Raw genomic sequence first — 25,099 nt, 5'->3', positions numbered from 1 at the left:
GGTTGCACAGGCGCGGCCACACGGTATCGTCGGCAACTAACCAAGAGGACCATGACGATGCGCATTCACCTGGCCGCGATGACGCTGGCGCTCGCGACGCCGGTCCTCGCGACGCCGGCATCGGCGCAGAAACCGTCCGCTGCGCGTGAGATCGCCGAACGGTCGATCGACGAGCTTCAGGCGATGCTGGCGCGGGGTGAGATCAGCAGCGTTGCGCTGACCCAGGGCTATCTCGCCCGCATCGCGACGCTCGACCGCGCGGGACCCAGGCTGCGCAGCGTCATCGCGCTCAATCCGCAAGCGCTCGCCCAGGCGCGGCGGGCCGATCGCGACCGTCGCCTGCGCATCGCGCGCGGTCCGCTGTTCGGCATTCCGGTGCTGATCAAGGACAATATCGATTCCGTCGAGAATGCGACGACGGCCGGCAGCCTCGCGCTCGCCGCCAACTTCACGAAGCGCGACGCCCCGCTCGTCGCTCGATTACGCGCGGCCGGTGCGATCATTCTTGGCAAGACCAACCTCAGCGAATGGGCCAATATCCGCGACGACAGCTCGATGAGCGGGTGGAGCGCGGTCGGCGGACTGGTGCGCAATCCCTATGCGCTCGACCGCACCGCCTGCGGCTCATCCAGCGGGAGCGGCGCGGCCGCCGCCGCCAGCCTTGCCGCAGCGGCAGTCGGCACCGAAACCGATGGCTCGATCATCTGCCCCAGCGCAATGAACGGCCTGGTCGGGCTGAAGCCTACGCTCGGGGCGATCAGCCGCACCCATGTCGTGCCGATCAGCCACAGCCAGGATACGCCCGGCCCGATGGCGCGCAGCGTCCGTGATGCCGCAGCGCTGTTCGCCGGCATGATCGGCAGCGATCCCGCCGATCCGGCGACCGCGCAGGCCGATGCGATGCGCACGCAGCTGACGCCCGACTGGTCGCGGGCGTCGCTCAAGGGGGTGCGCCTCGCGGTGCTGCGCCCGCAAATGCGCGCCGATCTCGCCGCCGCATTCGACGCGCAACTCGCGACGCTGAAGGCTCAAGGCGCCGTGCTGGTCGATGTCGAGCGACCCAAGACCGAAGGGCTGAGCGATGCCGAGTTCAAGGTGCTGCTGATGGAGTTGAAGAGCGACCTCGCCGCCTATCTCGCCACCACGCCATCGGCGGTAAAGGTCCGGACGCTGGCCGACACGATCGCCTTCAACCAGGCGAATGCGCGCAGCGAAATGGCCTATTTCGGGCAAAGCGTCTTCGAAATGGCGGAGAAGACCGGCGGCACCGCCGATCCCGGCTATGCCCCGGCACGTGCGAGGTCGCTGAAGCTCGCCAGCGATGCGCTCGACACGATGCTGGGCAAGGCGAACGCCGAGGCGATCGTCACCCCCAGCTACGGCCTCGCCTGGTTGTCCGACCCGGTCCATGGCGACCAGTCGAGCGGCCCCAGCGCCAGCCAGCTGCCCGCCATCGCGGGCTATCCGCACCTGACCGTCCCGATGGGACTGGTGAAGGGACTGCCCGCGGGTTTGTCGTTCATCACCGGCAAATGGCGCGACGGACGGTTGCTGGAACTGGGCTATGCCTATGAGCAAGCGTCCAGGGCACGGATGGCGCCGAGTTATGGTGCGAGCGTGGATTCAGGAACGGCGCTGGAGGGCAGAGCGGACAGTTCGGAGTAGCTGCTTTTGGGTGGAAAGCGGACCGGTTCGAATGTAGCATGCATACGATGCGATACCTGCCTTCCGCGATCCTTGTTTGCGCTGCTTTGGCTTCACCTGTTTGCGCCGAACCGAGCCTTGAGAAAGGGTTCGATGGAGCACTTCGGGGGTGCGAGGAATGGCTGCTGAACCCTGCAAGCTGGGCGGAGGGCACCGGGCCGTTCGTCGAGGCTGTTGGCCTTGGAACGCAGATGGGCCTCGTTAGTCGAGTGGACGAGGTAAACCTTCCACCAGTCGAACTCCGGCGAGCCAATCATTATTGGAGGATCAACTCGACGCTGAATGCGGGCTACGTTCTTGTTGTGTCAGACCAGCTACCGATGTGCCATATAACGGGCGGCGGCGGCACAGACCTTCAACCCAGCATTGAGAGCGTCCTTTCGTCGGCTGAATTCAAGCGGAGATGGCAGTCTGAAAAATCGGCGAAAAAAGGCGGGATGGTGTCCTCTTCGTTCCGCAACCGGAAGAATCCAGCCCTGTCGATAACCATTAGCCGAGCGGACAAACCGGGTGAGCGACGGAATAGGGTGCAGGTGTTAGCGACTGCCGTTTACCAGCTCAGCAACTGACCACCCTCCTAAAAATCGGACGTCCGCAATGGGGTCGTAAGCCGTCATTCCGCTTTCCGTCATCCCGGCCTTGTGCCGGGATCCACGGTGCCGCGCGATATGCCGGTGAGCGAAGAAGGCAAAAACGGCTGCGCAATGGATTCCCGGCACAGGGGCGGGCTGGCGAATATTAGATCGCGCGCCAATCCACCGGCGCATTGCGGTCGAGCGTGCGCGACTTGTCCGGCAACGGGTATTTCAGCCCTGTCGCACAGTTGAACAGCAGCGCGATTTCGCCGTCTTTCACCCAGCCTTCGGACTTCGCCTGCCGCCACGCCGCGAGGGTTGCGCCGCCTTCCGGGCATAGCAGCAGCCCATCGCTGGTCGCGGTGTCATCGACGGCACGGGCCAGATCGGCGTCGCTCACCGCCATCGCGCGGCCGTTGCTCTCACGCACGGCGTCGAGGATCAGGAAATCGCCCACCGCCTGCGGCACGCGAATGCCCGCCGCGATGGTGTGCGCGTCTTCCCAGCGCGCGGCGTGGCGCTCGCCCTGTTCCCACGCGCGGACCATCGGCGCGCAGCCTTCGGCCTGCACCGCGACCATGCGCGGCAGCTTGTCGCCGACCCAGCCCAGCGCCTGCAGCTCCTTGAACGCCTTCCACATGCCGATCAGGCCAGTGCCGCCGCCGGTGGGGTAGAAGATGACGTCGGGCAGGTCCCAGCCGAACTGCTCGGCCAGCTCCAGCCCCATCGTCTTCTTGCCCTCGATCCGATAGGGTTCCTTGAGCGTCGAGAGGTCGAACCAGCCGCGCGCCGCGCAGCCTTCGCGCACCAGCTTGCCGCAATCATCGATCAGGCCGTTGACGCGATAGACGCGCGCGCCCTGTGCCGCGATTTCGCGCACGTTGATCTCGGGCGTGTCGTCGGGACAGAAGATGATCGCTTCCATCCCCGCTTGCGCGGCATAGGCGGCGGCGGCCGCGCCGGCATTGCCGTTGGTCGGCATGGCGATCGCGGTGACACCCAGTTCCTTGGCCATGCTGATCGCCATGACCAGGCCGCGCGCCTTGAACGATCCGGTGGGCAGGCGACCTTCGTCCTTGACCAGCAGTTCGCCGGGCGCAGCGCCCAGCGCCTTGCCGATCTGGTCGAGCGCGACGATCGGGGTGTCGATCTCACCCAGGCTGACGATGTTCGCGGTGTCGCGCACCGGCAGCAGCTCGCGCCAGCGCCACAGGTCGCGCGGCCGGGCGGCAAGGGTTTCGCGGTCCAGCGCGTTGCCCACGCCGTCAAGGTCATAGCGAACCAGCAGCGGCCGCCCGGCGTCGGAAAGGCCGTGCAGCTGGTCGGCTTCATAGCGCTGCCCGGTCAGGCCGCATTCCAGATGCGTGACGAAGGTCGGGCGATCGGTGACGAGGTTGGCGTTGGAAGCTGGGGTCATGCGCAGCGTCTTAACCGAGCAGGCAACTGCTTGAAATGTAGGATTTCGCCTGCTCGACTGGGCCGGCTCTTTGACAATCCGAACCCGCTGCCGCGAAAGATTGCGGTGATCGCGACCTTTGCCATCTTTGGCCCGCGGCCGCTGTGGACGATCTTTGCAACCTTTGCTTCACCGATAGCGCGTGACCTCGGGCGTGGTCAGGCATGCGTCGATCCGCCGCCCCGGCTTGGCAACGGCTGCGCCGCCGATCGCCGGCACATCGAAACCGACGCCGATCTCGTGCCTTGCGAAGCGTCCCGGATCTTCGCCGGCGCAGGCCTGGATCTCGCGCAGCATGTTGGGCGGGGTGTCATGGCCTTCCCATGACAGGCGGAACGTCCCCCAATGGATCGGCAGGGCGTGGGGCCGTCCGAGCCGCCGCCAGATCTCAAGCGCCTCGCCCGGCCCGATATGGCTCGCCGTGCGCATCTGCCCTTCATAGAAGCGGAACGCGCCGATCGGCAGGATGGCGAGCCGGATCGGCCCGTGCGCGCGTGCCTCGTCCGCCCATTTCATGTCGCCGGCTCCCGTGTCGCCAGCAAAGAACAGGTTGCCGCCCGGCAGCTTGACGACGAAGCTCGACCACAAGGCACGGTTACGGTCGACGAACCAGCGGCTGCTCCAGTGGTGGTTGCGCGTGACGCGGACCGAGAAGGCGTGACTGACGTCGAGGCCGCCGTTCCAGTCGAGCGCCACGACCTTGTTCGCATCGGGTTGGTCCGCAGTGCCGATCCCCGCCGAGCGCAGGATGGAGTCATTGCCCAGACTGGTGACGATATGCGGCCGGTCACGCTCCCACAGGCGTTTCAGGGTGGTAAGATCGAGATGGTCGTAATGATTGTGGCTCACGACGATCAGGTCGATCTTCGGCAGCTTGTCGAAATCGATCCCCGGCGGCGATACGCGGTGAGGACCGATCACATCGAACGGCCCGGCGGTATCGCTCCAGATGGGATCGGTCAGGATGTTGAGGCCGGCCGCCTGTACCAGCACGCTGGCATGGCCGACCCAGGTGGCGCGCATCGCCTCGCCACTGACGCGCGCTGGCGGCACGTCCTTGGCCACGGCGACCGATCCGGGCCAGGCCGGCCGGTCGTCGGGCCGCAGGAAGCGCGTGAAGAACCCCGCGCGGCTCCCGCCGGTGGGCGGCGTCGCGGTGTCGTCCACGCCCGGATTGGCGAAGCGTCCGCCGTCGAAATGATCGGTCGCCTGCCCGCGATAATAGATGCGGTCGAGGAACGGCGGTACCGCCGCGCTCGCCACGCACAGTGCGATGACGAGCCACAGCGTGGCAATGCCGATCCCGCGAAGAAGCTTGCGCCAGCTCATGCCTGTTCGAGCAGCCGCTCCTTGGCGATCTTCTCGCGCCAGACCAGCGGGGCGAGCTGATGGACGTTGTTCCCCTCGGCATCGACGGCGACCGTCACGGGGAAGTCCTGCACCTCGAATTCGTAGATCGCTTCCATGCCAAGATCCTCGAAGCCGACCACCCTGCTGCCCTTGATCGCGCGGGCGACGAGGTACGCCGCGCCGCCGACCGCCATCAGATAGGCCGATTTCGCGTCGCGGATCGCGTCGGTCGCGGCGGGGCCGCGTTCGGCCTTGCCGACGCAGGCGAGGAGGCCCTGGTCGAGCATCATGCGCATGAACTTGTCCATGCGGGTGGCGGTGGTCGGGCCGGCGGGGCCGACCACTTCCTCGCCGACCGGGTCGACCGGGCCGACATAATAGATCACCCGGCCCTTGAACTCGACCGGCAGCTGCTCGCCGCGTTCGAGCATGTCGGCGATGCGCTTGTGCGCGGCGTCGCGGCCGGTGAGCATCTTGCCGTTGAGGAGCAGGCGGTCACCCTGTTTCCAGCTGCGCACGTCCTCCGGCGTCAGCGTGTCGAGATCGACGCGGATCGCGGCCTTGTCGGGTGTCCAGTTGACGTCGGGCCATTCGTCGAGCCGGGGCGCCTCCAGGAAGGTCGGGCCCGAGCCGTCGAGGGTGAAATGTGCGTGGCGGGTGGCGGCGCAGTTGGGGATCATCGCCACCGGCTTGCCCGCGGCGTGGCAGGGCGCGTCGAGGATCTTGACGTCGAGGATGGTGGCGAGGCCGCCAAGGCCCTGTGCCCCGATGCCGAGCGCGTTGACCTTGTCGAAGATCTCGATGCGCAGCGCCTCGATATCGTTTTGCGCCCCGCGCGCCTTGAGCACGCTCATGTCAATCTGCTCCATCAGCGCCTTTTTCGCCAGGAGCACGCAGTGTTCGGCGGTGCCGCCGATGCCGATCCCGAGCATGCCGGGCGGGCACCAGCCCGCGCCCATCTGGGGCAGCATTTCGAGCACCCAGTCGACGATCGAGTCGCTGGGGTTCATCATCTTGAACTTGGACTTGTTCTCGCTGCCGCCACCCTTGGCCGCGACATCGATGTGGACCTTGTCGCCGGCCACCATCTCGACATGCAGAACGCAGGGGGTGTTGTCGCGCGTGTTGCGGCGAGTGAAGGCCGGGTCGGCGAGGACCGAGGCGCGCAGCTTGTTTTCCGGATTGAGATAGGCGCGGCGCACGCCTTCGTCGACGACGTCCTGCAGCGAGCGCGTGGTGACGTCGAGGCGGCAGTCCATGCCCCATTTCACGAACACGTTGACGATGCCGGTGTCCTGGCAGATCGGCCGGTGCCCTTCGGCGCACATGCGGCTGTTGGTCAGGATCTGCGCGATCGCGTCCTTTGCCGCCGGACCCTGTTCCGCCCGATAAGCGTCGCCGAGCGCGCGGATATAATCCATCGGGTGATAGTAGCTGATATACTGAAGCGCATCCGCGACGCTTTCGATCAGATCGGCGGCCTTGATCGTAACCATTCATGTCCCCGCATTTCGTCTTTTGCCGCACCCTTTAGCGGATGACAGGCGGGTTTCCAGTCGCTAACCGCCGCGCCGTGCTACGCCGCTTCATCCTGTCCCATCGTCTGGCGTTCGGCGCGCTGCTGGCGCTCGCACTGGCGATGCGGGTGATGATGCCTGCCGGGTTCATGCCAGCGATCGGCACGGGCAAGCTGATGGTGCTCGTTTGCACCGAGTTCGGGCCGCAGCGCGTGGCGATCGACATACCCGGCGCGCCGGCCAGGCCCGACGATGCGAACAAGGCGGATCAGCCCTGCGCATTCGCGGGTCAGGGACAGGCGCTGCTGCCGGGCGCCGATCCGGTGCAGATCGCGGCGGCGCTGGCCTTCATCCTCGCGCTCGGCTTTGCGGCCGTAGTCCTGCCGCGCCTGCGGCCCGCGCGCCATGCCTGGCCGCCACTAAGAGGCCCGCCGCAGGCCGCCTGATCCTTCACCATTTCGAAGACAGCGCGGGTCCGCCCGCCGATCAGGACGATTGCATCATGAACCGACTTCACGCGGCGGCGCTGCTCGCCGCCATTTGCCTTGCCTCGCCCGCGGCTGCCGACGAGCAGCGCGATCCGCCCATCATCGTCACTGGCCATCCCGACGCCGACGATCCGCCCGTCGTCGCCGAAGCGCGCGAGCGGCTTGCGCGCACGCCCGGCGCGGTCGCGGTGGTCGCGGCCGAGACGTTCGAAGATCGCCTGCCGATCGGCCTTCCTGATGTACTGCGCGACGTACCGGGCGTCTTGTCCAACAAGCGTTATGGCGAGGAATCGCGTCTGTCCATTCGCGGCTCCGGCATCGGACAGGGCTTTCACCAGCGCGGCGTGCTGCTGGCCGAGAACGGCATCTCGTTCGCCGATGCCGACGGGTTTTCGGACTTCCAGAAGATCGACGTGCTGAGCGCGCGGATGATCGAGGTGTACAAGGGTGGCAATGCGCTGCGCTTTGGCGGCGCGCAACTCGGCGGAGCGGTGAACTTCGTCACCATCAGCGGCCGCACCGCGCCATCGACGGTGCTGCTGCGCGCGGACGGCGGCAGCTATGACAGCTGGCGCGGGCAGGCGGCGGCCGGCGGGGTGCTGGGCGACGTCGACCTCTATGGCTCGATCAACGGCTACAAGGCCGATGGCTTTCGCGAGCGGTCGTATAGCGAACAGCTGCGCGGCACGGTGAACCTTGGCTACCGCATCGGCCGAGACAGCGAAGTGCGGCTGATCGCGACCGCAGCCACGATCGACCAGGGCGTGCCGGGGACGCTGACCCTGGCCGAGGCGCGCGCAAATCCGCGTCCGGCGAGCGTCGCGGCGCGGACCGGCCGCTGGTCGCGCGATCAGGAGGTGCGCCGCGTGACGTTGCAGACCCGGCTGCGGTTGAGCGAGGGGTTGGTGTTCGAGGGCGGGGTGTATGCGACCGAGACCGACCTGCGCCACCCGATTCCGATCGTGATCGAACAGGACATCCACACGCAGGGCGCGTTTGGCCGCTTCGACCTGTCGGGCGAGCTTGCCGGGCACAAGGCCGATCTGTTCGTCGGCGCGAGCTATCGTACCGGGGCCGTCGACCAGCAGACCTATGCCAACCTGGCTGGCAGGAACGGCATGAAGCTGGGCGACGCGTTGCAGCAGGCGACCGGTCTCGACCTGTTCGCCGAGGGGCGCTTCTTCGTAGTGCCGCAGCTGGCGCTGGTCGCTGGCGCAAGCTGGGGCCATGCGAGCCGCGACTATGCCAACCGCTTGCTCGGCCGCGGCGATGGCATCGATTTCGAGTGGCTCGCGCCGCGCTTCGGGCTGCTGTGGGAACGGGGGGCGGCGCAAGTCTATGCCAATGTCACGCGATCGGTCGAGCCACCGGCGTTCGGGGCGCTGGCTCAAGCAGGCTATTCAGGATTTGCCTTTGTCCCGGTCGATCCGCAACGCGCATGGACCGTCGAACTGGGCACGCGTGGCCGGAGCGGCGCGGTGACATGGGACGTTGCGGCCTATCGTGCCGCGATCGATGGCGAGATGCTGAACTTCGTGGTCGCGCCGAACATCCCGGCAGCAGTGTTCAATGCGGATCGCACACTGCATCAGGGCGTGGAGGCGAGCGTCGACTGGCGTATCGCGCGCGGGCTGCGGTTACGGCAGGGCTGGACGTGGTCGGACTTCCGCTTCGTCGATGATCCGATCTACGGCAACAATCGGCTGCCGGTCGTGCCGCAGCATCAGTTGCGGACTTCGCTGCACATCGAGCGCGGTGGCGCATGGATCGAACCGATGCTGGACTGGCGGCCCGGATCGGTGTGGGTCGACCATGCCAATACGTTGAAGGCGCCCGGTTATGCATTGGTGCACCTCTCGGCGGGAATCGACCTGCCCGGCGGCGTGAGCCTGTTTGCCGATGCCCGCAATTTGACTGACACGAACCATGTGCCCGAGTTCGGCGCGGTGGCGAATGCTGGCGGTGTCGACCAGGCCGTCTATTATCCGGGCGAGGGGCGCTCGCTGTTTGGGGGAGTGCGGGTGCGGTTCTAGGTCGGAGGGGTCAGGGCGTGCACTGGCCGTCCCTGACCCCGCTGACGCTGCCGACGCCCAGGATGATCTTGGCGCGGCGCGAGAAGGTCAGCGCCTGCCAGCGACCGGCATTGCCGGTCGCGGTGCGACTGCGCAGGAAGGTGAGGTGCAGCAGCTCGAACTGTTCGTCGTCGATCCGGCCGGTGTCGATAAGGCAGGTCCATTGCTGGACATTCCAGGCATAGTCGCGGGCGACGCCGTCCTGATCGACGGCTTCGCTGAGGCCCTGATACCAGGTGAGCATCGCCTTTAAACGTTGCGAACGTTGCCCAGGCGCGAGATCGCCAAGCTTGCGGCGCAGGCGGGCGACATCGTCGTCCCCCGGCAGGGTTTTTTGTTGGATACGGGTGTCGATCGCCCATTTGACTTTCCGCGCAGTGATCGGGCCGGCCGGCCAGAGGCGGAGCAGTTCGGTGCGGACTTCGAGCAGCAAGCCGACATAGGTGTCGGCCTGCACCTGAAGCATCGCATCATGTTCGAACAGCCGCGTGAGTTCGGCAAACGCGACGGCGTTGAGTTTGCCGTCCGAACCATGCGCGGCGAGGATGCCCGCGCGGCATCTGTCGCCGACCGGAAGCTTGAGGCAATCCTTCGAGAAGAGCAGCTTGCCATAAGTCGGGGCGAGCAACGCCAGCGGGCGTTTGAAGTGCCGGCGGCTGCGGAAGCTGCTGCGCCAGGCGATCAGCTGGGGTTGCAGACTGCCGGTGCCGTAATTGCGCTGCGACATGCCGACCGAAACGAGCTGGCTGTCGAAATTGCCGACCGGCATTGCCCAGCAACCCATCGTCTCCGGGATCGATGTCTCGCGCATCCGCGCGAAGATCGCGGTACGATCGAGGCCGATCTGCGCGAGCTTTGCCCCTGCATCGGCATCGATAACGATGTGCGGCGCATCGCCGACTTCGCGGCAAGGCGGACGGTCCTGCGCCGCAGCGGGGAGGGCCGCGAGTAAGGCAAGGCTCGCGAGGATCCACTTCATGCCTTCTCCCCTCGCGTCATCCCGGCGAAAGCCGGGATCTCGTGCGGCTTATGTCCTGCTCTTGCCGCCTGAGATCCCGGCTTTCGCCGGGATCACGTAAGCGCTCGCCTATAGCACGTAACGGCTCAAGTCCGTGTTTCGCGCGATGCTGGCGAGCTGGCTGTCGACATAGGCCGCGTCGATCACGAGGCTGCCGCCTTGGCGATCCTCCGCGTCGAAGCTGACTTCCTCGAGCAGCTTTTCCATCACCGTCTGCAGCCGTCTCGCGCCGATATTCTCGACCTCGCCATTCACTTCGGCGGCAATGCGCGCGATGGCGCGGATACCGTCTTCGGTGAAGCTGATCTCGACGCCCTCGGTGCCGATCAGCGCCTTATACTGTTCCGGCAGCGATGCTTTGGTGTCGGAGAGGATCGCGACGAAATCATCCTCGGTCAGGCCTTTCAATTCGACGCGGATCGGCAGACGGCCCTGAAGCTCGGGCAGCAGGTCGCTGGGCTTGGCGACATGAAACGCGCCCGACGCGATGAACAGGATATGGTCGGTCTTCATCGGCCCGTATTTGGTCGAGACGGTCGTCCCTTCGATCAGCGGCAGCAGGTCGCGCTGAACGCCCTCGCGGCTGACCGATCCGCCGCGCACGTCGCTGACCGCGATCTTGTCGATCTCGTCCAGGAACACGATGCCGTTCGCCTCGGCGCTGGCGAGCGCGACGCGGGCGACATCGTCCTGATCCAGCCGCTTGTCGGCTTCCTCCTCGACCAGCTTGGCCCAGGCGGCGTGGACGTTCATCTTGCGGCGCTTCAGCTGCGGACCGCCAAAGCCCTTCATCATCTCGCCAAGGTTGATCATCTGCGGGCCGGCGCCCGGAATCTCGAACGGCATGCCGGATGCGGCCTCCACCTCGATCTCGATCTCGGTATTGTCGAGATGACCGGCGTTGAGGCGCTCGCGAAAGGCTTCGCGCGTCGCTTGCGAAGCATCTTTCCCGGTCAGCGCATCGAGCAGGCGAGTCATTGCGGCGGCCTCGGCCTTATCCTTCACCGCGGCGCGGCGGCGCTCTTTTTCGAGGCGGATCGCCTCTTCAACCAGGTCCCGCGCAATCTGTTCGACGTCACGGCCGACATAGCCGACTTCGGTGAACTTGGTCGCTTCGACCTTTACGAACGGCGCGTCGGCAAGCTTGGCCAGACGGCGGCTGATCTCGGTCTTGCCGCAACCGGTCGGGCCGATCATCAGGATGTTCTTGGGCGTCACTTCGTCGCGCAGGTCGGCCTTGAGCCGCTGGCGGCGCCAGCGGTTGCGCAGTGCCACGGCGACGGCCTTCTTGGCATCACGCTGGCCGATAATGTGCGCGTCGAGGGCGGCGACGATCGCCTTGGGGGTCAAATTGTCGTTCATGGTTCTTCTTTGAAAATCAGGCAGCAGCGTCGAGCGCTTCGACGGTGAGGCGGTCATTGGTATAGACGCAAACGTCGGCGGCGATCTGCATGGCCTTGCGGCAGATCGTCTCGGCATCCTGTTCGTAATCGACCAGCGCGCGGGCGGCGGCGAGGGCATAGTTGCCGCCCGATCCGATCGCGGCGATGCCGTTCTCCGGCTCCAGCACGTCGCCATTGCCGGTTACGATCAGCGTAACATCCTTGTCCGCGACGATCAGCATCGCCTCCAGGTTGCGCAGGAACTTGTCGGTGCGCCAGTCCTTGGCGAGTTCGACCGCGGCGCGCATCAACTGGCCCTGGTGGCGCTCAAGCTTGGCCTCGAGCCGTTCGAACAGGGTAAAGGCATCGGCGGTCGCGCCGGCAAAGCCCGCGATCACCTTGCCGTCGCCCAGCGGGCGCACCTTGCGGGCATTAGGTTTCATGACGGTGTGGCCCTGCGTCACCTGACCGTCTCCGGCGATGACCACGCGGCCGTTGCGGCGCACGGAAAGAATGGTGGTGCCGTGCCACTTCAGCGGTTCGCTCATGGCCCGCATATGGGGAGGGTGCGGGGGCATTGCCAAGAGGTAGTTCGTCATCCCGGCGAAAGCCGGGATCGCGTGCAGGCCGCGCACGGCATCTGGCACGAGACCCCGGCTTTCGCCGGGGTGACGGCCTTCTTTACTTCTCCACGCCCTTGATCTTTCCCCATTGGCGGGCGGCGGTGTAGCCAAGATAGCCCGTGCCGAAGAGCGCGTAGAGCGAATCCGGCAGCCCGGTGAGATAGGCGTTCATGACCGCCGCGATGCTCGTGGCGGTTTCGGGGCGGGCTGCGCCGATCAGGCCCATCGGGATCGCCCACAGGATGAGCGCGTACATCACGTAAAGGAAGCTCGGGCGGGCGCGGCTGGTCCATGGATCGCTCGATTGCGCCTCAGCGACGATCGCCGAGAGTTGCGTTTGGACGCGTTCGAGTTCCTGCGTGCCTTCGAGCTTGATGAGTTCGAGCTTGGCGGCATCGCGCGCCTTGGGATCGGGGATGATCTTGTCGATCAGACCGGCAAGCGGGCCGACAATCGAATTGAGGATGCTCATGATGGATTTCCGTTCAAAGATTGCAAAGGCTGCCCCAGTACGGGCGTTAACCGATCCGGTTGGCGAGCCAGCCATATAGAAAAGCTTCGTTGGCCGGGCGGCGCTCGGCCAGGGCGATGTAGCGTTCGCCCTGCTGGGCCTCGACCGCCTTGAGCAGCACGGCTTCGCCGCAGGCGCCGCGCAGTGCGAGAAAGGCATCGAGCGCGGCGAGCGTCACCGGCCCGATCGCGCCATCGACCTTCATGTCCGGGAAGTCGCGCGCATTGCGGTTGAGCGCGTTGAGCGCGCGTTGCAGGAAGCGCACACCCACTGCGGGACCCATGTTGACGCCGGTGTCGAAGAGTTCGGCGGCAAGCGCCGGCGCACGCTTGGCGATCACGGCGAACCGGGGCTTTTGCCAATAAACACGGCGGTAGATGGCGGCTGCCTCGTCCCGCGGAAACACGCGCATGTCACCGGCAAAGCCATGCGCGCGGGCCACAGCTTGCGTAATGCCCCAGCGGGTCGGGCCGCCGCGATCTGCGGGATGATCGGTATAGCCGCCTTCGCGCGCGATAACGTCGTCGATAAGTTGGTCGATGGTCATGGAGTCCTCCGTTGAACCCGACCACGATGAACCAAATAGGTTTGTGTAGGAAAGTCGAAACGGTTGGGTTAGGAGGCGGTCATGGCCAAGACCCGCCCCGATCAGCTGCTCGTCGACCGTGGCCTGGCCGAAAGTCGCACCCGGGCGCAGGCATTGATCCTGGCGGGGCTGGTGTTCAGCGGCGACAAGCGCATCGACAAGCCGGGGCAGGGCATCGCCGAGGATGCGCCGCTGACCGTCAAGGGCCGCGATCATCCCTGGGTATCGCGCGGCGGGGTGAAGCTCGCTCATGCGCTGGATCACTTCGCCATCGATCCCTGCGGCATGGTGGCGATCGATGTCGGCTCATCGACCGGCGGCTTTACCGACGTGCTGCTGACGCGCGGTGCCGCGCGCGTCTATGCGGTCGATAGCGGAACCAACCAGCTGGCGTGGAAGCTGCGGCAGGACGAGCGCGTGGTGGTGCACGAGCAGACCAGCGCACGCATTCTGACGCATGAGCATATCCCCGAGCCGGTCGACCTGGTGGTATGCGACGCCAGCTTCATCGGCTTGGCCAAGGTGCTGGAACGCCCCTTTGCCTTCGTGCGCGAAGGAGCGTGGGTGGTCGCGCTGATCAAGCCGCAGTTCGAGGCGGGGCGCGAGGAAGTTGGCAAGGGCGGGGTGGTGCGCGACTCGGCGGTGCATGAACGGGTGTGCGACGAGGTCGTCGCGTGGCTGGAACGCGGCGGGTGGGCGGTCGCCGGTGTGACGCGCAGCCCGATTACGGGGCCGGAGGGAAATGTCGAATTCCTGGTCGCTGCGCAGGCCGGCAGGGCAGGGGAATATGCGAAATGAGTGAGGCGTGGCTGACGATTGCCGACGGCGTGCTGGCCGCTGCGATCAACCCGCTGGGTGCCGAGCTGTCCTCGCTCACCGATGCGGCCGGTCGGGAATGGATGACCGACGCCCACCCGGCCTTCTGGACCGGGCGCGCACCGCTGCTGTTCCCGATCGTCGGCGCGCTGAATGGCGGGCGCTACCGACTGGATGGCCGCGAATATGCCATGGCGCAGCATGGCTTTGCCCGGCGGCGCAGGTTCGAGTTGGTGGCGCAGGCGCCCGACGCGCTGCGGCTGCGGCTGATCGACGATGCCAAGACGCGGGCGATCTATCCCTTCGCCTTTTCCCTGGAGGCGGCGTTCACGCTGCGCGCCGGGACGCTGGAAATGGTCTGCACGGTGACCAATCGCGGCGACGCGCCGATGCCAGCGAGCTTTGGCTATCACCCCGCCTTTGCCTGGCCGTTGCCGGGCGAAGCGGACAAGGCAGGCCATGGCATCCGGTTCGATCAGGCCGAGCCGGACCTGCTCGCGCGGCTGGACAATGGTCTGATCGCCGGGGTGGATCGGGCGAGTCCCCTGGAAGCTGACGGGCGGACACTCCTGCTGGACGATGCGCTGTTTGCCGACGACGCGCTGATCTGGCCCGATGTGAAGAGCCGCTCAGTCAGCTATGCCGGGCCGAATGGCGCAACGCTGCGCGTCGATTTCCCGCAGGCGCACCAGCTGGGCATCTGGACCAAGCCCGGCGCACGCTTCGTCTGTATCGAGCCATGGTGGGGACATGCCGATCCGGCGGGGTTCGCAGGCGATTTGTGCGACAAGCCCGGAATGCTGATCCTGACACCGGGTGAGGCACGCAATTTTGCGATGCAACTGACGCCCCAGGCTTAAGTGGCCCGAAACGGGTAAGCCGCGCGTCACGGCGGAATCGACATACCCGATCGTTTAAAGCAGCATCCATCCCCGGGGGAGATGAGGATGCTGAAGACATCGATGTCGGGCACGAGCAAATTGGCACATGCGCGGCCGGAAGCCGCCGGACCGGAGCCGCTGGCCCGGGCCTGCGCCTATCTGGAAGCGATCGGCGCGTGCGTGCTGATCGTCGGCGTGGCGGTGCTGCTGGTGTGAAGCGGGCCGTCGGCGTGAGCTGCCGAGGGTCAGAACCCTAGAGCAAGCGCGAGCGTTCCGCGGCGCGCACGGTGGTGCGGCCGACCGGTTGCGGCTTGGTCGGGTCGGGCCAGGCGGGCGCGGTGGTCCAGCCAAGATGCGGCAAGCTGACGCTGCGCTTGCCTGACAGGTCGGTGCGCGCGACGATCAGGCCCTTTTCCTCGATATGCGCCATCATGCGCTTGGCGCGGCCGAGCGAGCTGGTGCCATAGAGCGCGGCGATCTGGGCGTCGGACGGGCAGGGCTGGTTCAAGCGTGCCGCGCGGGCGATGCCGAGGAACGGGGTCAGCATCTCTTCCGGCAGCGAAGCAGCAAGCGTGAGCGCTTCGTCCCAACCGTCCGCATCCGTGATCCCGGCGCGTGCGAGCGCGAGCGCGGAGCGGAAGGCGGCAAGGTCCATGCCGGGTTCGACCCCGCGCATGCGGCAGCGGACGCTATAGTCCTGAAAGATCGTCGGCAGCGGCTGGCGGCTCGCCTCGCCGGCGATTTCGGCAAGGATCGCGCGGCGGACGTCGGCCTGCTCGCTCTCCTCGAGGACCGGCATGTCGGGCACCGGCGCAGGCGCCGGGGTGGAGACGGCGCGCATCAATTCGGCCATCGGGGTGGGCGCGGGCGGCGGCGGTGGCGGCACTTCGTCCTCGGGCGCGGGCGCGAAGATCATGTCGCGCATCGCGTCGCCGGCGGCGGTGGGCAGCGGGGTGAGCTTGGGACTGACCGCCTTCGACCCGGTCTTTACCTCGCCGATGCGCACGCTGATCGGCCGGCGTGTGATGGCCGGGCCGAGCGCCAGGAACTCGCCGCGCGCGAGATCGCGGATCGTGTCCGCCTGCCGCCGCTCCATGCCGAGCAGGTCGGCGGCGCGCGCCATGTCGATGTCGAGAAAGGTGCGGCCCATCAGGAAGTTCGACGCTTCGGCCGCGACGTTCTTGGCCAGCTTGGCCAAACGTTGCGTGGCGATGACGCCGGCAAGGCCGCGCTTGCGACCGCGGCACATGAGGTTGGTCATCGCGGCGAGCGAGGTGCGGCGCGCGTCCTCCGCCACTTCGCCGGCCGCGGCAGGTGCGAACAGCTGGGCTTCGTCGACCACGGTCAGCACCGGGTACCAATGGTCGCGCGGCGCATCGAACAGCGCGGCAAGGAAGGCGGCGGCGGCACGCATCTGGCCGTCAATCTCCAGCCCCTCGAGGTTCAGCACGACGCTGGCGCGATGTTCGCGGACGCGCATCGCGAGGCGGCCGAGTTCGGTCAGGCTGTATTCGGCGGCATCGACCGCGATATGGCCGAAAGCGTCCGTCAGGCTGACGAAGTCGCCCTCCGGATCGATCACCACCTGTTGGACATGGCCCGCGCTCCCCTCGAGCAGGCGGCGCAGCAGGTGCGACTTGCCCGAACCCGAATTGCCCTGGACGAGCAAGCGCGTGGCGAGCAGTTCCTCCAGATCGACGACGACCGGTTTCCCGCCGGCGTCGAGCCCCATTTCGATTCTTGCGGTCACAGGATGCGGTTAGCGGGAACGGGCGCGGTCGATCAACGCAATGACGATGAGCAGCACGATGCCGGCGCCCAGTCCGCCGATAAAGCCGAGCGACGGCTGGCCGCGCAGGACGCCGATCACGCTGCCGACGATCAGGCTTAACGCAAGCAGCGCGCCGCCGGCGAGGGGCACCGAAGAGGCTTTCTGACTCATGCCCGTCCCCTTGCCACGTCGCGACGCAAGAAGCCATCGCGCTGATGCCGGCGCATGGCCGCGGCGAGCATGGTTTACAGGCGCTTTACCCACATTCTTTTCAGAATCGGGGGATTTGGTGCCTAGGAAGGGCGCACTGGACGCCAGCGTGCGCCCTGCCACCCCTAGCGGAGCGCTCATGGCCCCCAATTCGTCCCCCATGCCTTATCTCGCCGACCGCACCCATGCGCTGGATGCAGCGGAGCTGATCGCGCGGTTCGGGGACGATGCCGGGTTCGAGGCGGCAGCGCGGGCCGATCGCTATCGCGACCTTGGCAACCACGTCAATTTCTGTCGCTGGCGCCAGATCGAGCGGCTGATCGTGCTGATGAGCGTCAATCGGGCGGTCGGCACCGTCCACTGATTTCGACGGTCACGGATACCTGATTGTTCCGCCGCGTTACGCGGGGATGGGGCACGCATGACCACGCCACAATATCTGTCGATCGCGGTGCTGGTCGGCATGATGGCGCTCTTCCTGTGGGGACGATTCCGCTACGACCTGGTGGCGGTAATGGCGCTGCTGGCAGCGGTCGCGGTCGGCATCGTCGCCCCGGACAAGGCGTTCACGGGCTTTTCCGACGACATCGTCATCATCGTGGGTTCGGCGCTGATCCTGTCGGGCGCAGTACAGCGATCGGGCGTGATCGAAAGCGTGATGACCCGGCTGCAACGCCGCGTCACGCGCGTGCGCTCGCAATTGCTGCTGCTTTCCGCGAGCGTCGGCTTCGCCTCGGCGCTGGTCAAGAATATCGGCGCGCTCGCCATGCTGATGCCGGCGGCATTCCAGATGGCAAAGAAATCCAACGCGTCGCCATCGGCGTTCCTGATGCCGATGGCATTCGCATCGCTGCTGGGCGGCCTCATCACGCTGATCGGAACCTCGCCCAACATCATCGTCAGCCGAGTGCGCGAGGAGATGACCGGGCAACCGTTCGGCATGTTCGACTATGCGCCGGTCGGGCTGGGGCTGACGTTGCTCGGCCTTGTCTTCTTGCGCTTTGGCTACCGGCTGCTGCCGCTCGATCGCCGCGCGGCACCCACGATGGGTGAGGCGCTGGACGTCAACGATTATTCGACCGAAGCCAAGCTGGTTCAGGGGTCGGCACCGGTGGGTGAGAGCATCGCTGCATTCCTGGCGCGGCACGAGCGCGCGGTGACGATCAGCGCGGTGTTGCGCGGCGACATGCAGGTAATGGCGCTGCCGTCTGCAGCGCTGCGCGAGGGCGATGTCCTGATGCTGGGCGGCACGCCGGAGAACCTCGAACGCGTGATCGCGCGCGACCGACTGGATTTCGTCGGCACGAGCGAGACGCCGCCGAGTGCCGACGGGGACGAAGTCGGGGTGATCGAGGCGGTGATCGCAGCGCGTTCCGAAATGGTCGGACGCACGGCGGATTCGCTGCTGCTGCGCCAGCGGTTCGGCGTCAATCTGATCGCGGTATCGCGCCAGGGAGAGCGAATCGTGCGGCGGTTGCCGGACGTGGTGTTTCGCGCCGGCGACGTGATCGTGCTGCAGGGGCCGCTCGGCATCATTCCCGAAGCGCTTAACGAGCTGGGTGCCTTGCCGCTCGCCGAGCGCAAGCTGCGGCTGGGCAGCGCGCGCAAGGGACTGCTCCCGCTCGCGATCCTGGCAGCTGCAATGATTGCCACGGCAAGCGGGCTGGTGCCCGTCGCGATCGCCTTTTTCGCCGCCGCTGCGCTGGTCATGCTGACTGGCGCGTTGCCGGTGCGCGAAGCCTATAGCCATGTCGAATGGCCGATCCTGATCATGCTGGGCGCATTGATCCCGGTCAGCGATTCGTTGCGAACAACGGGTGTGACCGAGATTATCGGCACCTGGCTGTCGGCGACGGCGGCGACGCTGCCGTCCTGGGGCGCGGTGGCGCTGATCCTGGCGGCGGCGATGGCGGTGACGCCGTTCCTGAACAATGCCGCGACGGTGCTGGTGATGGCGCCGATCGCGGCGACCTTCGCCAGTGACCTTGGCTATCGGCCCGAAGCGTTCCTGATGGCGACGGCCGTGGGGGCAGGATGCGATTTCCTGACGCCGATCGGTCACCAGTGCAACACGCTGGTGATGGGGGCAGGCGGCTATCGCTTCGGCGACTATGCGCGTTTGGGTGCGCCGCTATCGCTGCTGGTCCTGGTCGTCGGTACGCCGCTGATCCTGTGGGTGTGGCCGGTGGCGTGACGTTGCGGCGGGGCGACGCGCTCCCTAGCTTGAGTGCAATGTAGCAAGGAGCCGATGATGCGAACGCCCGAAGCCGTTGCCGGAATGCTGTGCCCGGTCTGCAAGGTCGGCCTTCACATGAGCGACCGGCAGGGGATCGAGATCGATTATTGCCCGCAATGCCGCGGGATTTGGCTCGACCGTGGCGAGCTGGACAAGATCATCGAGCGCAGCGGCGCAAGTGAAGCCCCGGTGCCGCCGCAACCGCCCCTGCCGCCTGTTCCGCCGCAACAACCGGGCGGACCGTGGGGCGGCGGATACCCGCAGCAGCCGCAGGGCTATGGCCATGACCCGCGCTACTACAAGCAGAAGCGCAAGAAGAGCTTTCTGGAGGAGCTGTTCGACTGACGATCCGCCGGCATGGTAGGCGGCAGCGCATAGGGATGGCGGGGGCGATCGCATGTCGCACGCCCCTCCACCACCGCCTTTGGCGGCCGCCTCCCCGTGCGGAAGGCTTAGGCCAGCGCGCCGACCAGCGACTTGACCTCCATGAACTCGGCGAGGCCGTATTTGCCATATTCGCGGCCATTGCCCGATTGCTTGTAGCCGCCAAACGGCAGGCCCGGATCGGGCTGGCCACCGTTGATATAGACCATGCCGGCGCGCAGGCGCGGGGCCACGCGCTTCACTTCATCGGGGCTGCCGAACACCACCGCCGACAGGCCATAGTCGGTGTCGTTGGCGATGCGGACGGCGTCTTCCTCGTCCTTGTAGGGGATGATGGTAACGACCGGGCCGAAGATCTCTTCGCGCGCGATGGTCATGTCGTTGCGGACGCCCGAGAACAGCGTCGGCTTGACGTAAAAGCCGGTGTCGAGCCCGTCGGGGCGGCCGGTGCCGCCGGTTTCCAGCGTCGCGCCTTCCTCGATCCCCTTGGCGATCAGGCCCTGGATCTTCTCCCACTGCGCCTTGTTCACCACCGGGCCGATATGACGCCCTTCCTGCGCGGGATCGCCGGTTTCGACCGCCTGCATCGTCGCGGCGGCGATACGGGCCGCTTCCTCCGCCTGGCCTTCATGGACGAGCATGCGGGCGGGCGCGATGCAGCTTTGGCCCGAGTTCATGATGACGCTTTGCAGCCCGCGCGGGACCGCCTTTTCAAGATCGGCGCCGGGCAGGATGACGTTGGGCGACTTGCCGCCCAGTTCCTGATGGACGCGCTTCACGGTGTCGGCGGCGTTCTTGGCGACCTGGATCCCCGCGCGGGTCGAGCCGGTGAAGCTCACCATGTCGACATCCTTGTGGCGCGAGAGCGCCGTACCGACGCCCGGTCCATCGCCATTGACGAGGTTGAAGACGCCGGCGGGGACGCCGGCCTTGTCCAGAATTTCGGTGAAGATCGCGGCGCAGGCGGGCGCTTCCTCGCTGGGTTTCAAAATCATGGTATTGCCGGCGGCGAGCGCGGGCGCGACCTTGGCGACGATCTGATTCATCGGCCAGTTCCACGGCGTGATCAGCGCGACGACGCCGATCGCCTCGTGCACCACCAGGCTGTTGCCGATCTGCTCCTCGAACTGGAATTCGCGCAGCGCCTTGATCGTGGACATGAAGTGCCCGATGCCGCTGCCCGACTGGGCGGTCCTGGCGAAACTGATCGGCGCGCCCATTTCGGCGGCCATCGCTTCGGCAAGGTCGCCGGCGCGGTTCTTGTATTCGGCAAGGATCGCTTCGAGCAGCGCGGCACGTTCCTCGACGCTGGTGCGGCTGAAGCTGTCGAACGCGGCGCGCGCCGCGGCAACGGCGTCATCGACATCGGCCTGACTGCCCAGCATGATTTCGGTCACCGGCGCCTCGGTCGCCGGGTTGATGACCGCATGGCGCGTGCCGCCCTGGCTATCGACCCACTGGCCGCCGATATAGTGTTGTAGATAGCTGCGCATGAGGGTCTCCAACCGCGGTTCGAGGGTGTAGATGGCGGCGGATGGCCTGGGTTGCAACGAAAAATGGAGGATCGGGTATGGCGCGGGTGGCGGTGATCGAGCGGACGGGCGGCCCCGAGGTGATCGAATGGGTGACACGCGTGCTGCCGCCGCCGGGGCCGGGCGAGGTGCGCGTCAAACACCATGCGGTGGGGCTGAACTTCATCGACACCTATCACCGATCGGGCCTTTATCCCGTGCCGCTGCCCAGCGGACTGGGCGGCGAAGCAGCTGGCGAGGTGACCGCGGTGGGCGAGGGCGTCGAACTGGCGGTGGGCGACCGCGTGAGCACCTTCGGCCCGGCCATCGGCGCCTATGCGACCGAGCGTAACGTGGCGGCCAGGTCGCTGTTCAAGCTGCCCGACGGGATTGATTACGAGACCGCGGCAGCGGTGACGCTGAAAGGCGCGACGGCCGAGTTCCTGGTCGAGCGCTGCGCGCGGGTGCAGGCAGGAATGACGGTGCTGGTTCATGCCGCGGCGGGCGGAGTCGGACAGCTGCTGGTGCAATGGCTGAAGCATCTGGGGGCCAAGGTGATCGCCACGGTCGGATCGGCGCAAAAGGCGGCGCGCGCGCGTTCGCTCGGCGCGGATCACGTGATCGAGTACAAGCGCGAGGACATTGCCGAGCGCGTGCGCGAAATCACTGGCGGCCGGGGCGTCGAGGTGGTGATGGACGGCGTGGGCGGATCGACCTGGCAAGCGTCGCTGAAGTCGGCGGCGCGGCGCGGCCTCATCATCAGCTTCGGCAATGCCGGCGGGCCGGTCGAAGGAGTCAATCTGGCGACGTTGAACCAGCACGGGTCGCTGTTCGTCACGCGGCCCAAGGCAGGCGATTACTATGTCGAGCCGGCCGAGCGCGCGGCGGGCATGGCGCGCGTGTTCGAACTGGTCGCGGCCGGCGTGCTGAAGGTCGAGATCGGCCAGCGGTTGGCGCTGGAAGACGCGGCGGAAGCGCATCGCGCGATCGCCGCCGGCGAGACGGTGGGATCGACGCTGCTGTTGCCGTGAGGGATCGAGCCGCCCGTCAGGCCGGGGAATGCCGGAGCCTGGTGCGGCACCTTAGCCGCGCCATTGCCTGAAATCCCGGCTTTCGCAGGGATGACGGCCGGAGATGGTGTTTTATCTGCGCTGTTCCCGGCTGAGGCGCGTGATGAACACGGCGCTGCGCAGCGCCTGCAAAGGAATCGAGGTCAGGTCGATCCATTCGCCCTCGGCATGTGCGCCGCCACCGGCGACGCCGAGCCCGGCAAGCGTGTCGACATCCGCCGCGACGAAGGCGGAGTCGGCCGCACCGCGGGCGGCAGGGTCCATCTCGCCCATCAGGGGCAGCTTCAAGGCGCGATTCACCGCGTTGAGCTTGTCGAGCAGCGTGCGGTTGCCGGGGGTCGGCGACATCGGAGGATAGCCCTCGTGGAAGTCGAGCTTCGCGCTCGTGCCGGGCAGGTGCTTGGCAACGATTCCCTGCATCGCGGCGCGCGTCTTTGCCTCCTGTTCCGGCGTCAGCGCGCGCAGGTCGCCGCGCGCCACGGCCTGCGCGGCGACGATGTTGGTCTTGCCACCTGCGCTGACCTGATAATTGTTGTCGGCCAGCGTCGCGGGCGTGCCGGCGGCCATGACACCGACGTTGAAGGTCAGGTTCTTCTCGGGCAGCGCGCGACGGAATTCGTCGAGGATGCGGGCGAGTTCATAGGCCGCGCCATAGCCCAGCACGTCGCTGAACACGCGGCTGCTATGCCCGGTCTTGCCGGTGGCGGTGAGCGTCCAGTTGACCGAGCTGCGGCGCGCGACGGTGCCGAAGTCATTGCCGTCCTCCCGCGCCAGATTTTCATATTCCAGCGCGACATCGGCCCATTTGCCGGCGGCGATCAGGTCGCGGCGGGCAAGGTCGAGCGGCGCGCCGGTACGCTCTTCGTCGCCGGTCAGCACGACCTTGATGTCCGCGTCCTTGAGCGTGCCGGCAGCCTGCATCGCACGCAGCGCGGCGATGATGACGACCACACCGCCCTTGTCGTCGCCAATGCCCGGGCCCGTCGCCCGGTCGCCGTCACGCACGAATTTCTGGAAGGGGGATTCAGCCTCGAACACCGTGTCGAGGTGGCCGATCAGCAGGATGCGCTTGCCGCGCCCATTGCCCTTGTGAGTTGCGATCAGATGACCCGCGCGGCCGGTCGCCTTCATGTCGATCCACTCGACTGCGAAGCCCAGCGGCTCCAGTTCCGCGCGAACCATCTCGCCCACCCGGGTGACGCCGGGCAGGTTCAGCGAGCCGCTATTCTGGTTTACCAGCCGCTCGAGCAGCGCGATGTGGCGGTCCGTCTCGGCCTTCACCGTCGCAGCGATCTTTTGGTCGGCGGGGCCCTGCGCGGCGGCGGGGAGGGCGGCGGCGCGCGCGAGCGAAGCGATGAGCGTGCGGATCATGAAGGGAGCCTAGCGCGAAACACCGGCGAGTGAAGTGAAAGGTGCTTTCGAAGATCGGGTATCCAGCGGCTGTTGGATTAGGGTTTATCCCGACAGCGACCAAGGCGACCAACTTCGAGCATCGTGTCCCTCGCGCGGCGTCGCCGTTGCGCAGGGCGTTGTCGAACGGTCAATTCACGCGGAAAATGTCGCCGTCTAGATCGATGAGGTAGAGGTTGCCGGCGCCATCCTCGCCGAACGAGACGAGCTGGTCGATCGTGCCGGTGTCGGGCGTGAAGTCGATATTGCGGCGCTCGTAACTGGCGGAGGGATAGAGGCTGCCCGCGACGAGCGAAGCGGCCGGGACGGTCCAGATGTTGCCGCTGACGAAGTCGCCGAAGACATAGGAGCCGACGAGCGAAGCGACCGGGCCGCGATAGACATAGCCGCCGATGACCGAGCGCCCCTGACGCGGGCCGTTGCCGGCAAGATATTGCGTGACCGGCGCGGTCAGGCCGGCAGGGGCGGTGCCGCTGAACGGCTGAGTCCCCTCAAGATATCGCCAGCCGAAATTGAGGCCAGGCTGATTGGGCCGGACGGCGTCGATTTCCTCTACCGCGCTCTGCCCGACATCGCCGATGAGCAGCCGGCCATCGGGCGCGAACGAGGCGCGGAACGGGTTCCTCAGGCCGAGTGCGAAGATGTGAGGGTCGCCGCCGCCGGCAAGGAACGGGTTGCCGGGCGCCGGGCGGAAGAAGGTGGGGGCGGCACCGGCATAGGGATCGGCCACGACCTCGAGCCGCAGGATCTTGCCGAGCCGGACGTTGGGGTTCTGCGCATTGTTGGCGGGATCGCCGCCGCCGCCGCCATCGCCGATGCTGGCGTAGAGATAGCCGTCAGGGCCGAAGCCGAGCCAGCCGCCATTGTGATTGTTGGCCCCAGGATGCGGCGTCGCGAAGCTGGCGAGCAGGATCGGTGCGCCGCTGCCCTGGCTGTACTGCCGCAGTTCGACATCGCCATTGGCGGCGGTGGCGAAGACCATGAAGCGCGAGGTGGAGCCGGGCAGCCACGCCATGCTGAGCGCGCCGCGCTCGCCATCGGTCGACAGGTTGCCGACGGTCATGAACAGCGTCTTTGCCCCCGTGGACGGGTTCAGGCGCCAGATGCCGCCGGTCTTTTCCACGACATAGACATCGCTGCCGCCCGGAGCCGGGGCGACATAGACCGGCTGGGTAAATCCGGTGGCGACGCGGCGCACGGCGATGCCCTCGCGGCTGTCGGTGACGGTAATCGCGACATCCTGAGTGGCGGAAAGGCTGCCGTCGCTGACGCGCAACTGGACGCGGTAGACATTGTCGCCATCGGCATCGCCGGGCAGTTCGAAATTGGGGGCGGGCGTGAAGACCAGCGCGCCGCCGCTGCCGATGGTGAAGCGTGCGGCGTCGGCGCCGCCTGCGATCGAAAAGGTGAGCGCGTCCCCGTCCGGATCGGTCGCCGTCGCGGTGTAGGCCGCCGTGCTGTTTTCAACCACAGAGGCAGTGGCCGCCGAGGTGAAGGTCGGCGCGCGGTTGGCCGCTGAAGGGGAAGG

The 25,099-nt window shown here is 66.8% G+C and carries 24 protein-coding genes; 11 read left to right on the top strand and 13 right to left on the bottom strand.

Annotation, left to right across the window (positions count from 1 at the left end; translation table 11 throughout):
- Positions 1-57 precede the first annotated feature (57 nt).
- Together BFL28_RS12900 and BFL28_RS20755 are read left to right on the top strand one after the other, a co-directional pair.
- The gene (locus tag BFL28_RS12900) at positions 58-1,665 is read left to right on the top strand and encodes an amidase (RefSeq protein ID WP_069321093.1); all 1,608 of its coding nucleotides are present in this window, start codon (positions 58-60) and stop codon (positions 1,663-1,665) included.
- A 47-nt stretch (positions 1,666-1,712) separates the two neighbouring features.
- Positions 1,713-2,273 (top strand): hypothetical protein, encoded by a 561-nt coding sequence (locus BFL28_RS20755; RefSeq protein WP_131818649.1) that lies wholly within the window; start codon positions 1,713-1,715, stop codon positions 2,271-2,273.
- A gap of 169 nt (positions 2,274-2,442) precedes the next feature.
- Here BFL28_RS20755 and BFL28_RS12890 read toward each other — a convergent pair whose 3' ends face one another.
- The 3 genes from BFL28_RS12890 to BFL28_RS12880 form a co-directional block, all read right to left on the bottom strand.
- A complete protein-coding gene (locus BFL28_RS12890) occupies positions 2,443-3,696 on the bottom strand; it encodes a threonine synthase (RefSeq protein WP_069320956.1) in 1,254 nt (417 codons plus the stop codon).
- Positions 3,697-3,864: 168 nt separating this feature from the next.
- Positions 3,865-5,064 carry an MBL fold metallo-hydrolase gene (locus tag BFL28_RS12885; RefSeq protein WP_069320955.1) on the bottom strand — a complete coding sequence of 400 codons (1,200 nt, stop codon included), beginning with the start codon at positions 5,062-5,064 and terminating at the stop codon, positions 3,865-3,867.
- On the bottom strand, positions 5,061-6,581 hold the full coding sequence (locus BFL28_RS12880; RefSeq protein ID WP_069320954.1) for a fumarate hydratase: 1,521 nt from the start codon (positions 6,579-6,581) through the stop codon (positions 5,061-5,063). The genes BFL28_RS12885 and BFL28_RS12880 overlap by 4 nt, the downstream gene beginning before the upstream one ends.
- Before the next feature lie 41 nt (positions 6,582-6,622).
- Between BFL28_RS12880 and BFL28_RS12875 the strand changes: the two genes are divergently transcribed.
- Positions 6,623-7,048 carry a hypothetical protein gene (locus tag BFL28_RS12875; protein ID WP_079247123.1) on the top strand — a complete coding sequence of 142 codons (426 nt, stop codon included), beginning with the start codon at positions 6,623-6,625 and terminating at the stop codon, positions 7,046-7,048.
- A gap of 56 nt (positions 7,049-7,104) precedes the next feature.
- On the top strand, positions 7,105-9,123 hold the full coding sequence (locus BFL28_RS12870; protein ID WP_069320953.1) for a TonB-dependent receptor family protein: 2,019 nt from the start codon (positions 7,105-7,107) through the stop codon (positions 9,121-9,123).
- A gap of 10 nt (positions 9,124-9,133) precedes the next feature.
- On the opposite strand, the gene BFL28_RS12865 is transcribed toward BFL28_RS12870, so the two are convergent.
- The 5 genes from BFL28_RS12865 to BFL28_RS12845 form a co-directional block, all read right to left on the bottom strand.
- Entirely contained in the window at positions 9,134-10,141 is a 1,008-nt protein-coding gene (locus BFL28_RS12865; RefSeq protein ID WP_069320952.1) for a hypothetical protein, read from the bottom strand.
- 108 nt (positions 10,142-10,249) lie between these two features.
- Positions 10,250-11,542, bottom strand: coding sequence for an ATP-dependent protease ATPase subunit HslU (hslU, locus tag BFL28_RS12860; RefSeq protein WP_069320951.1), 1,293 nt, complete (start codon positions 11,540-11,542; stop codon positions 10,250-10,252).
- A gap of 16 nt (positions 11,543-11,558) precedes the next feature.
- Positions 11,559-12,110: an ATP-dependent protease subunit HslV gene (gene hslV, locus BFL28_RS12855; protein WP_119184601.1), complete on the bottom strand. Its 552-nt coding sequence runs from the start codon at positions 12,108-12,110 to the stop codon at positions 11,559-11,561.
- Between the two features lie 133 nt (positions 12,111-12,243).
- Positions 12,244-12,657 (bottom strand): holin family protein, encoded by a 414-nt coding sequence (locus tag BFL28_RS12850; protein ID WP_069320950.1) that lies wholly within the window; start codon positions 12,655-12,657, stop codon positions 12,244-12,246.
- Between the two features lie 46 nt (positions 12,658-12,703).
- Positions 12,704-13,243 (bottom strand): glycoside hydrolase family 108 protein, encoded by a 540-nt coding sequence (locus BFL28_RS12845; protein WP_069320949.1) that lies wholly within the window; start codon positions 13,241-13,243, stop codon positions 12,704-12,706.
- Between the two features lie 81 nt (positions 13,244-13,324).
- On the opposite strand from BFL28_RS12845, the gene BFL28_RS12840 reads away from it, so the two are divergent.
- From BFL28_RS12840 to BFL28_RS20960, 3 genes are all read left to right on the top strand, one after another.
- Positions 13,325-14,080, top strand: coding sequence for a TlyA family RNA methyltransferase (locus tag BFL28_RS12840; protein WP_069320948.1), 756 nt, complete (start codon positions 13,325-13,327; stop codon positions 14,078-14,080).
- On the top strand, positions 14,077-14,958 hold the full coding sequence (locus BFL28_RS12835; RefSeq protein ID WP_069320947.1) for an aldose 1-epimerase family protein: 882 nt from the start codon (positions 14,077-14,079) through the stop codon (positions 14,956-14,958). The genes BFL28_RS12840 and BFL28_RS12835 overlap by 4 nt, the downstream gene beginning before the upstream one ends.
- An 87-nt stretch (positions 14,959-15,045) precedes the next feature.
- Positions 15,046-15,195 (top strand): hypothetical protein, encoded by a 150-nt coding sequence (locus BFL28_RS20960; protein WP_158011653.1) that lies wholly within the window; start codon positions 15,046-15,048, stop codon positions 15,193-15,195.
- A 37-nt stretch (positions 15,196-15,232) separates the two neighbouring features.
- On the opposite strand, the gene BFL28_RS12830 is transcribed toward BFL28_RS20960, so the two are convergent.
- Positions 15,233-16,729, bottom strand: a complete 1,497-nt coding sequence (locus BFL28_RS12830) for a helicase HerA domain-containing protein (RefSeq protein WP_079247122.1) — start codon at positions 16,727-16,729, stop codon at positions 15,233-15,235.
- A 9-nt stretch (positions 16,730-16,738) separates the two neighbouring features.
- Positions 16,739-16,921: a hypothetical protein gene (locus BFL28_RS12825; protein ID WP_069320945.1), complete on the bottom strand. Its 183-nt coding sequence runs from the start codon at positions 16,919-16,921 to the stop codon at positions 16,739-16,741.
- Between the two features lie 199 nt (positions 16,922-17,120).
- On the opposite strand from BFL28_RS12825, the gene BFL28_RS12820 reads away from it, so the two are divergent.
- The 3 genes from BFL28_RS12820 to BFL28_RS12810 are packed head-to-tail and all read left to right on the top strand — an operon-like array spanning position 17,121 to position 19,541.
- Positions 17,121-17,324 carry a hypothetical protein gene (locus tag BFL28_RS12820; RefSeq protein WP_069320944.1) on the top strand — a complete coding sequence of 68 codons (204 nt, stop codon included), beginning with the start codon at positions 17,121-17,123 and terminating at the stop codon, positions 17,322-17,324.
- A 57-nt stretch (positions 17,325-17,381) separates the two neighbouring features.
- Complete coding sequence (locus BFL28_RS12815) at positions 17,382-19,154, top strand: SLC13 family permease (RefSeq protein WP_069320943.1); 1,773 nt, start codon at positions 17,382-17,384, stop codon at positions 19,152-19,154.
- A 57-nt stretch (positions 19,155-19,211) separates the two neighbouring features.
- Positions 19,212-19,541 (top strand): TFIIB-type zinc ribbon-containing protein, encoded by a 330-nt coding sequence (locus BFL28_RS12810; protein WP_069321090.1) that lies wholly within the window; start codon positions 19,212-19,214, stop codon positions 19,539-19,541.
- Positions 19,542-19,648: 107 nt separating this feature from the next.
- Here BFL28_RS12810 and BFL28_RS12805 read toward each other — a convergent pair whose 3' ends face one another.
- Positions 19,649-21,073 (bottom strand): aldehyde dehydrogenase family protein, encoded by a 1,425-nt coding sequence (locus BFL28_RS12805; protein WP_069320942.1) that lies wholly within the window; start codon positions 21,071-21,073, stop codon positions 19,649-19,651.
- 77 nt (positions 21,074-21,150) lie between these two features.
- Here BFL28_RS12805 and BFL28_RS12800 point away from each other — a divergent pair, with 77 nt between their 5' ends.
- Positions 21,151-22,122 (top strand): quinone oxidoreductase family protein, encoded by a 972-nt coding sequence (locus BFL28_RS12800; RefSeq protein WP_069320941.1) that lies wholly within the window; start codon positions 21,151-21,153, stop codon positions 22,120-22,122.
- 111 nt (positions 22,123-22,233) lie between these two features.
- Here BFL28_RS12800 and BFL28_RS12795 read toward each other — a convergent pair whose 3' ends face one another.
- The gene (locus BFL28_RS12795; RefSeq protein ID WP_069320940.1) at positions 22,234-23,532 is read right to left on the bottom strand and encodes a M20/M25/M40 family metallo-hydrolase; all 1,299 of its coding nucleotides are present in this window, start codon (positions 23,530-23,532) and stop codon (positions 22,234-22,236) included.
- A gap of 169 nt (positions 23,533-23,701) precedes the next feature.
- The coding region (locus BFL28_RS12790; protein ID WP_069320939.1) for a PQQ-dependent sugar dehydrogenase at positions 23,702-25,099 on the bottom strand (1,398 nt) is incomplete at its 5' end.

The organism is Sphingomonas turrisvirgatae (assembly GCF_001721295.1).
In the GTDB taxonomy this organism is placed as follows: Bacteria; Pseudomonadota; Alphaproteobacteria; order Sphingomonadales; family Sphingomonadaceae; genus Sphingomonas; species Sphingomonas turrisvirgatae.
This window is presented reverse-complemented; position numbering and strand designations above follow the sequence as displayed.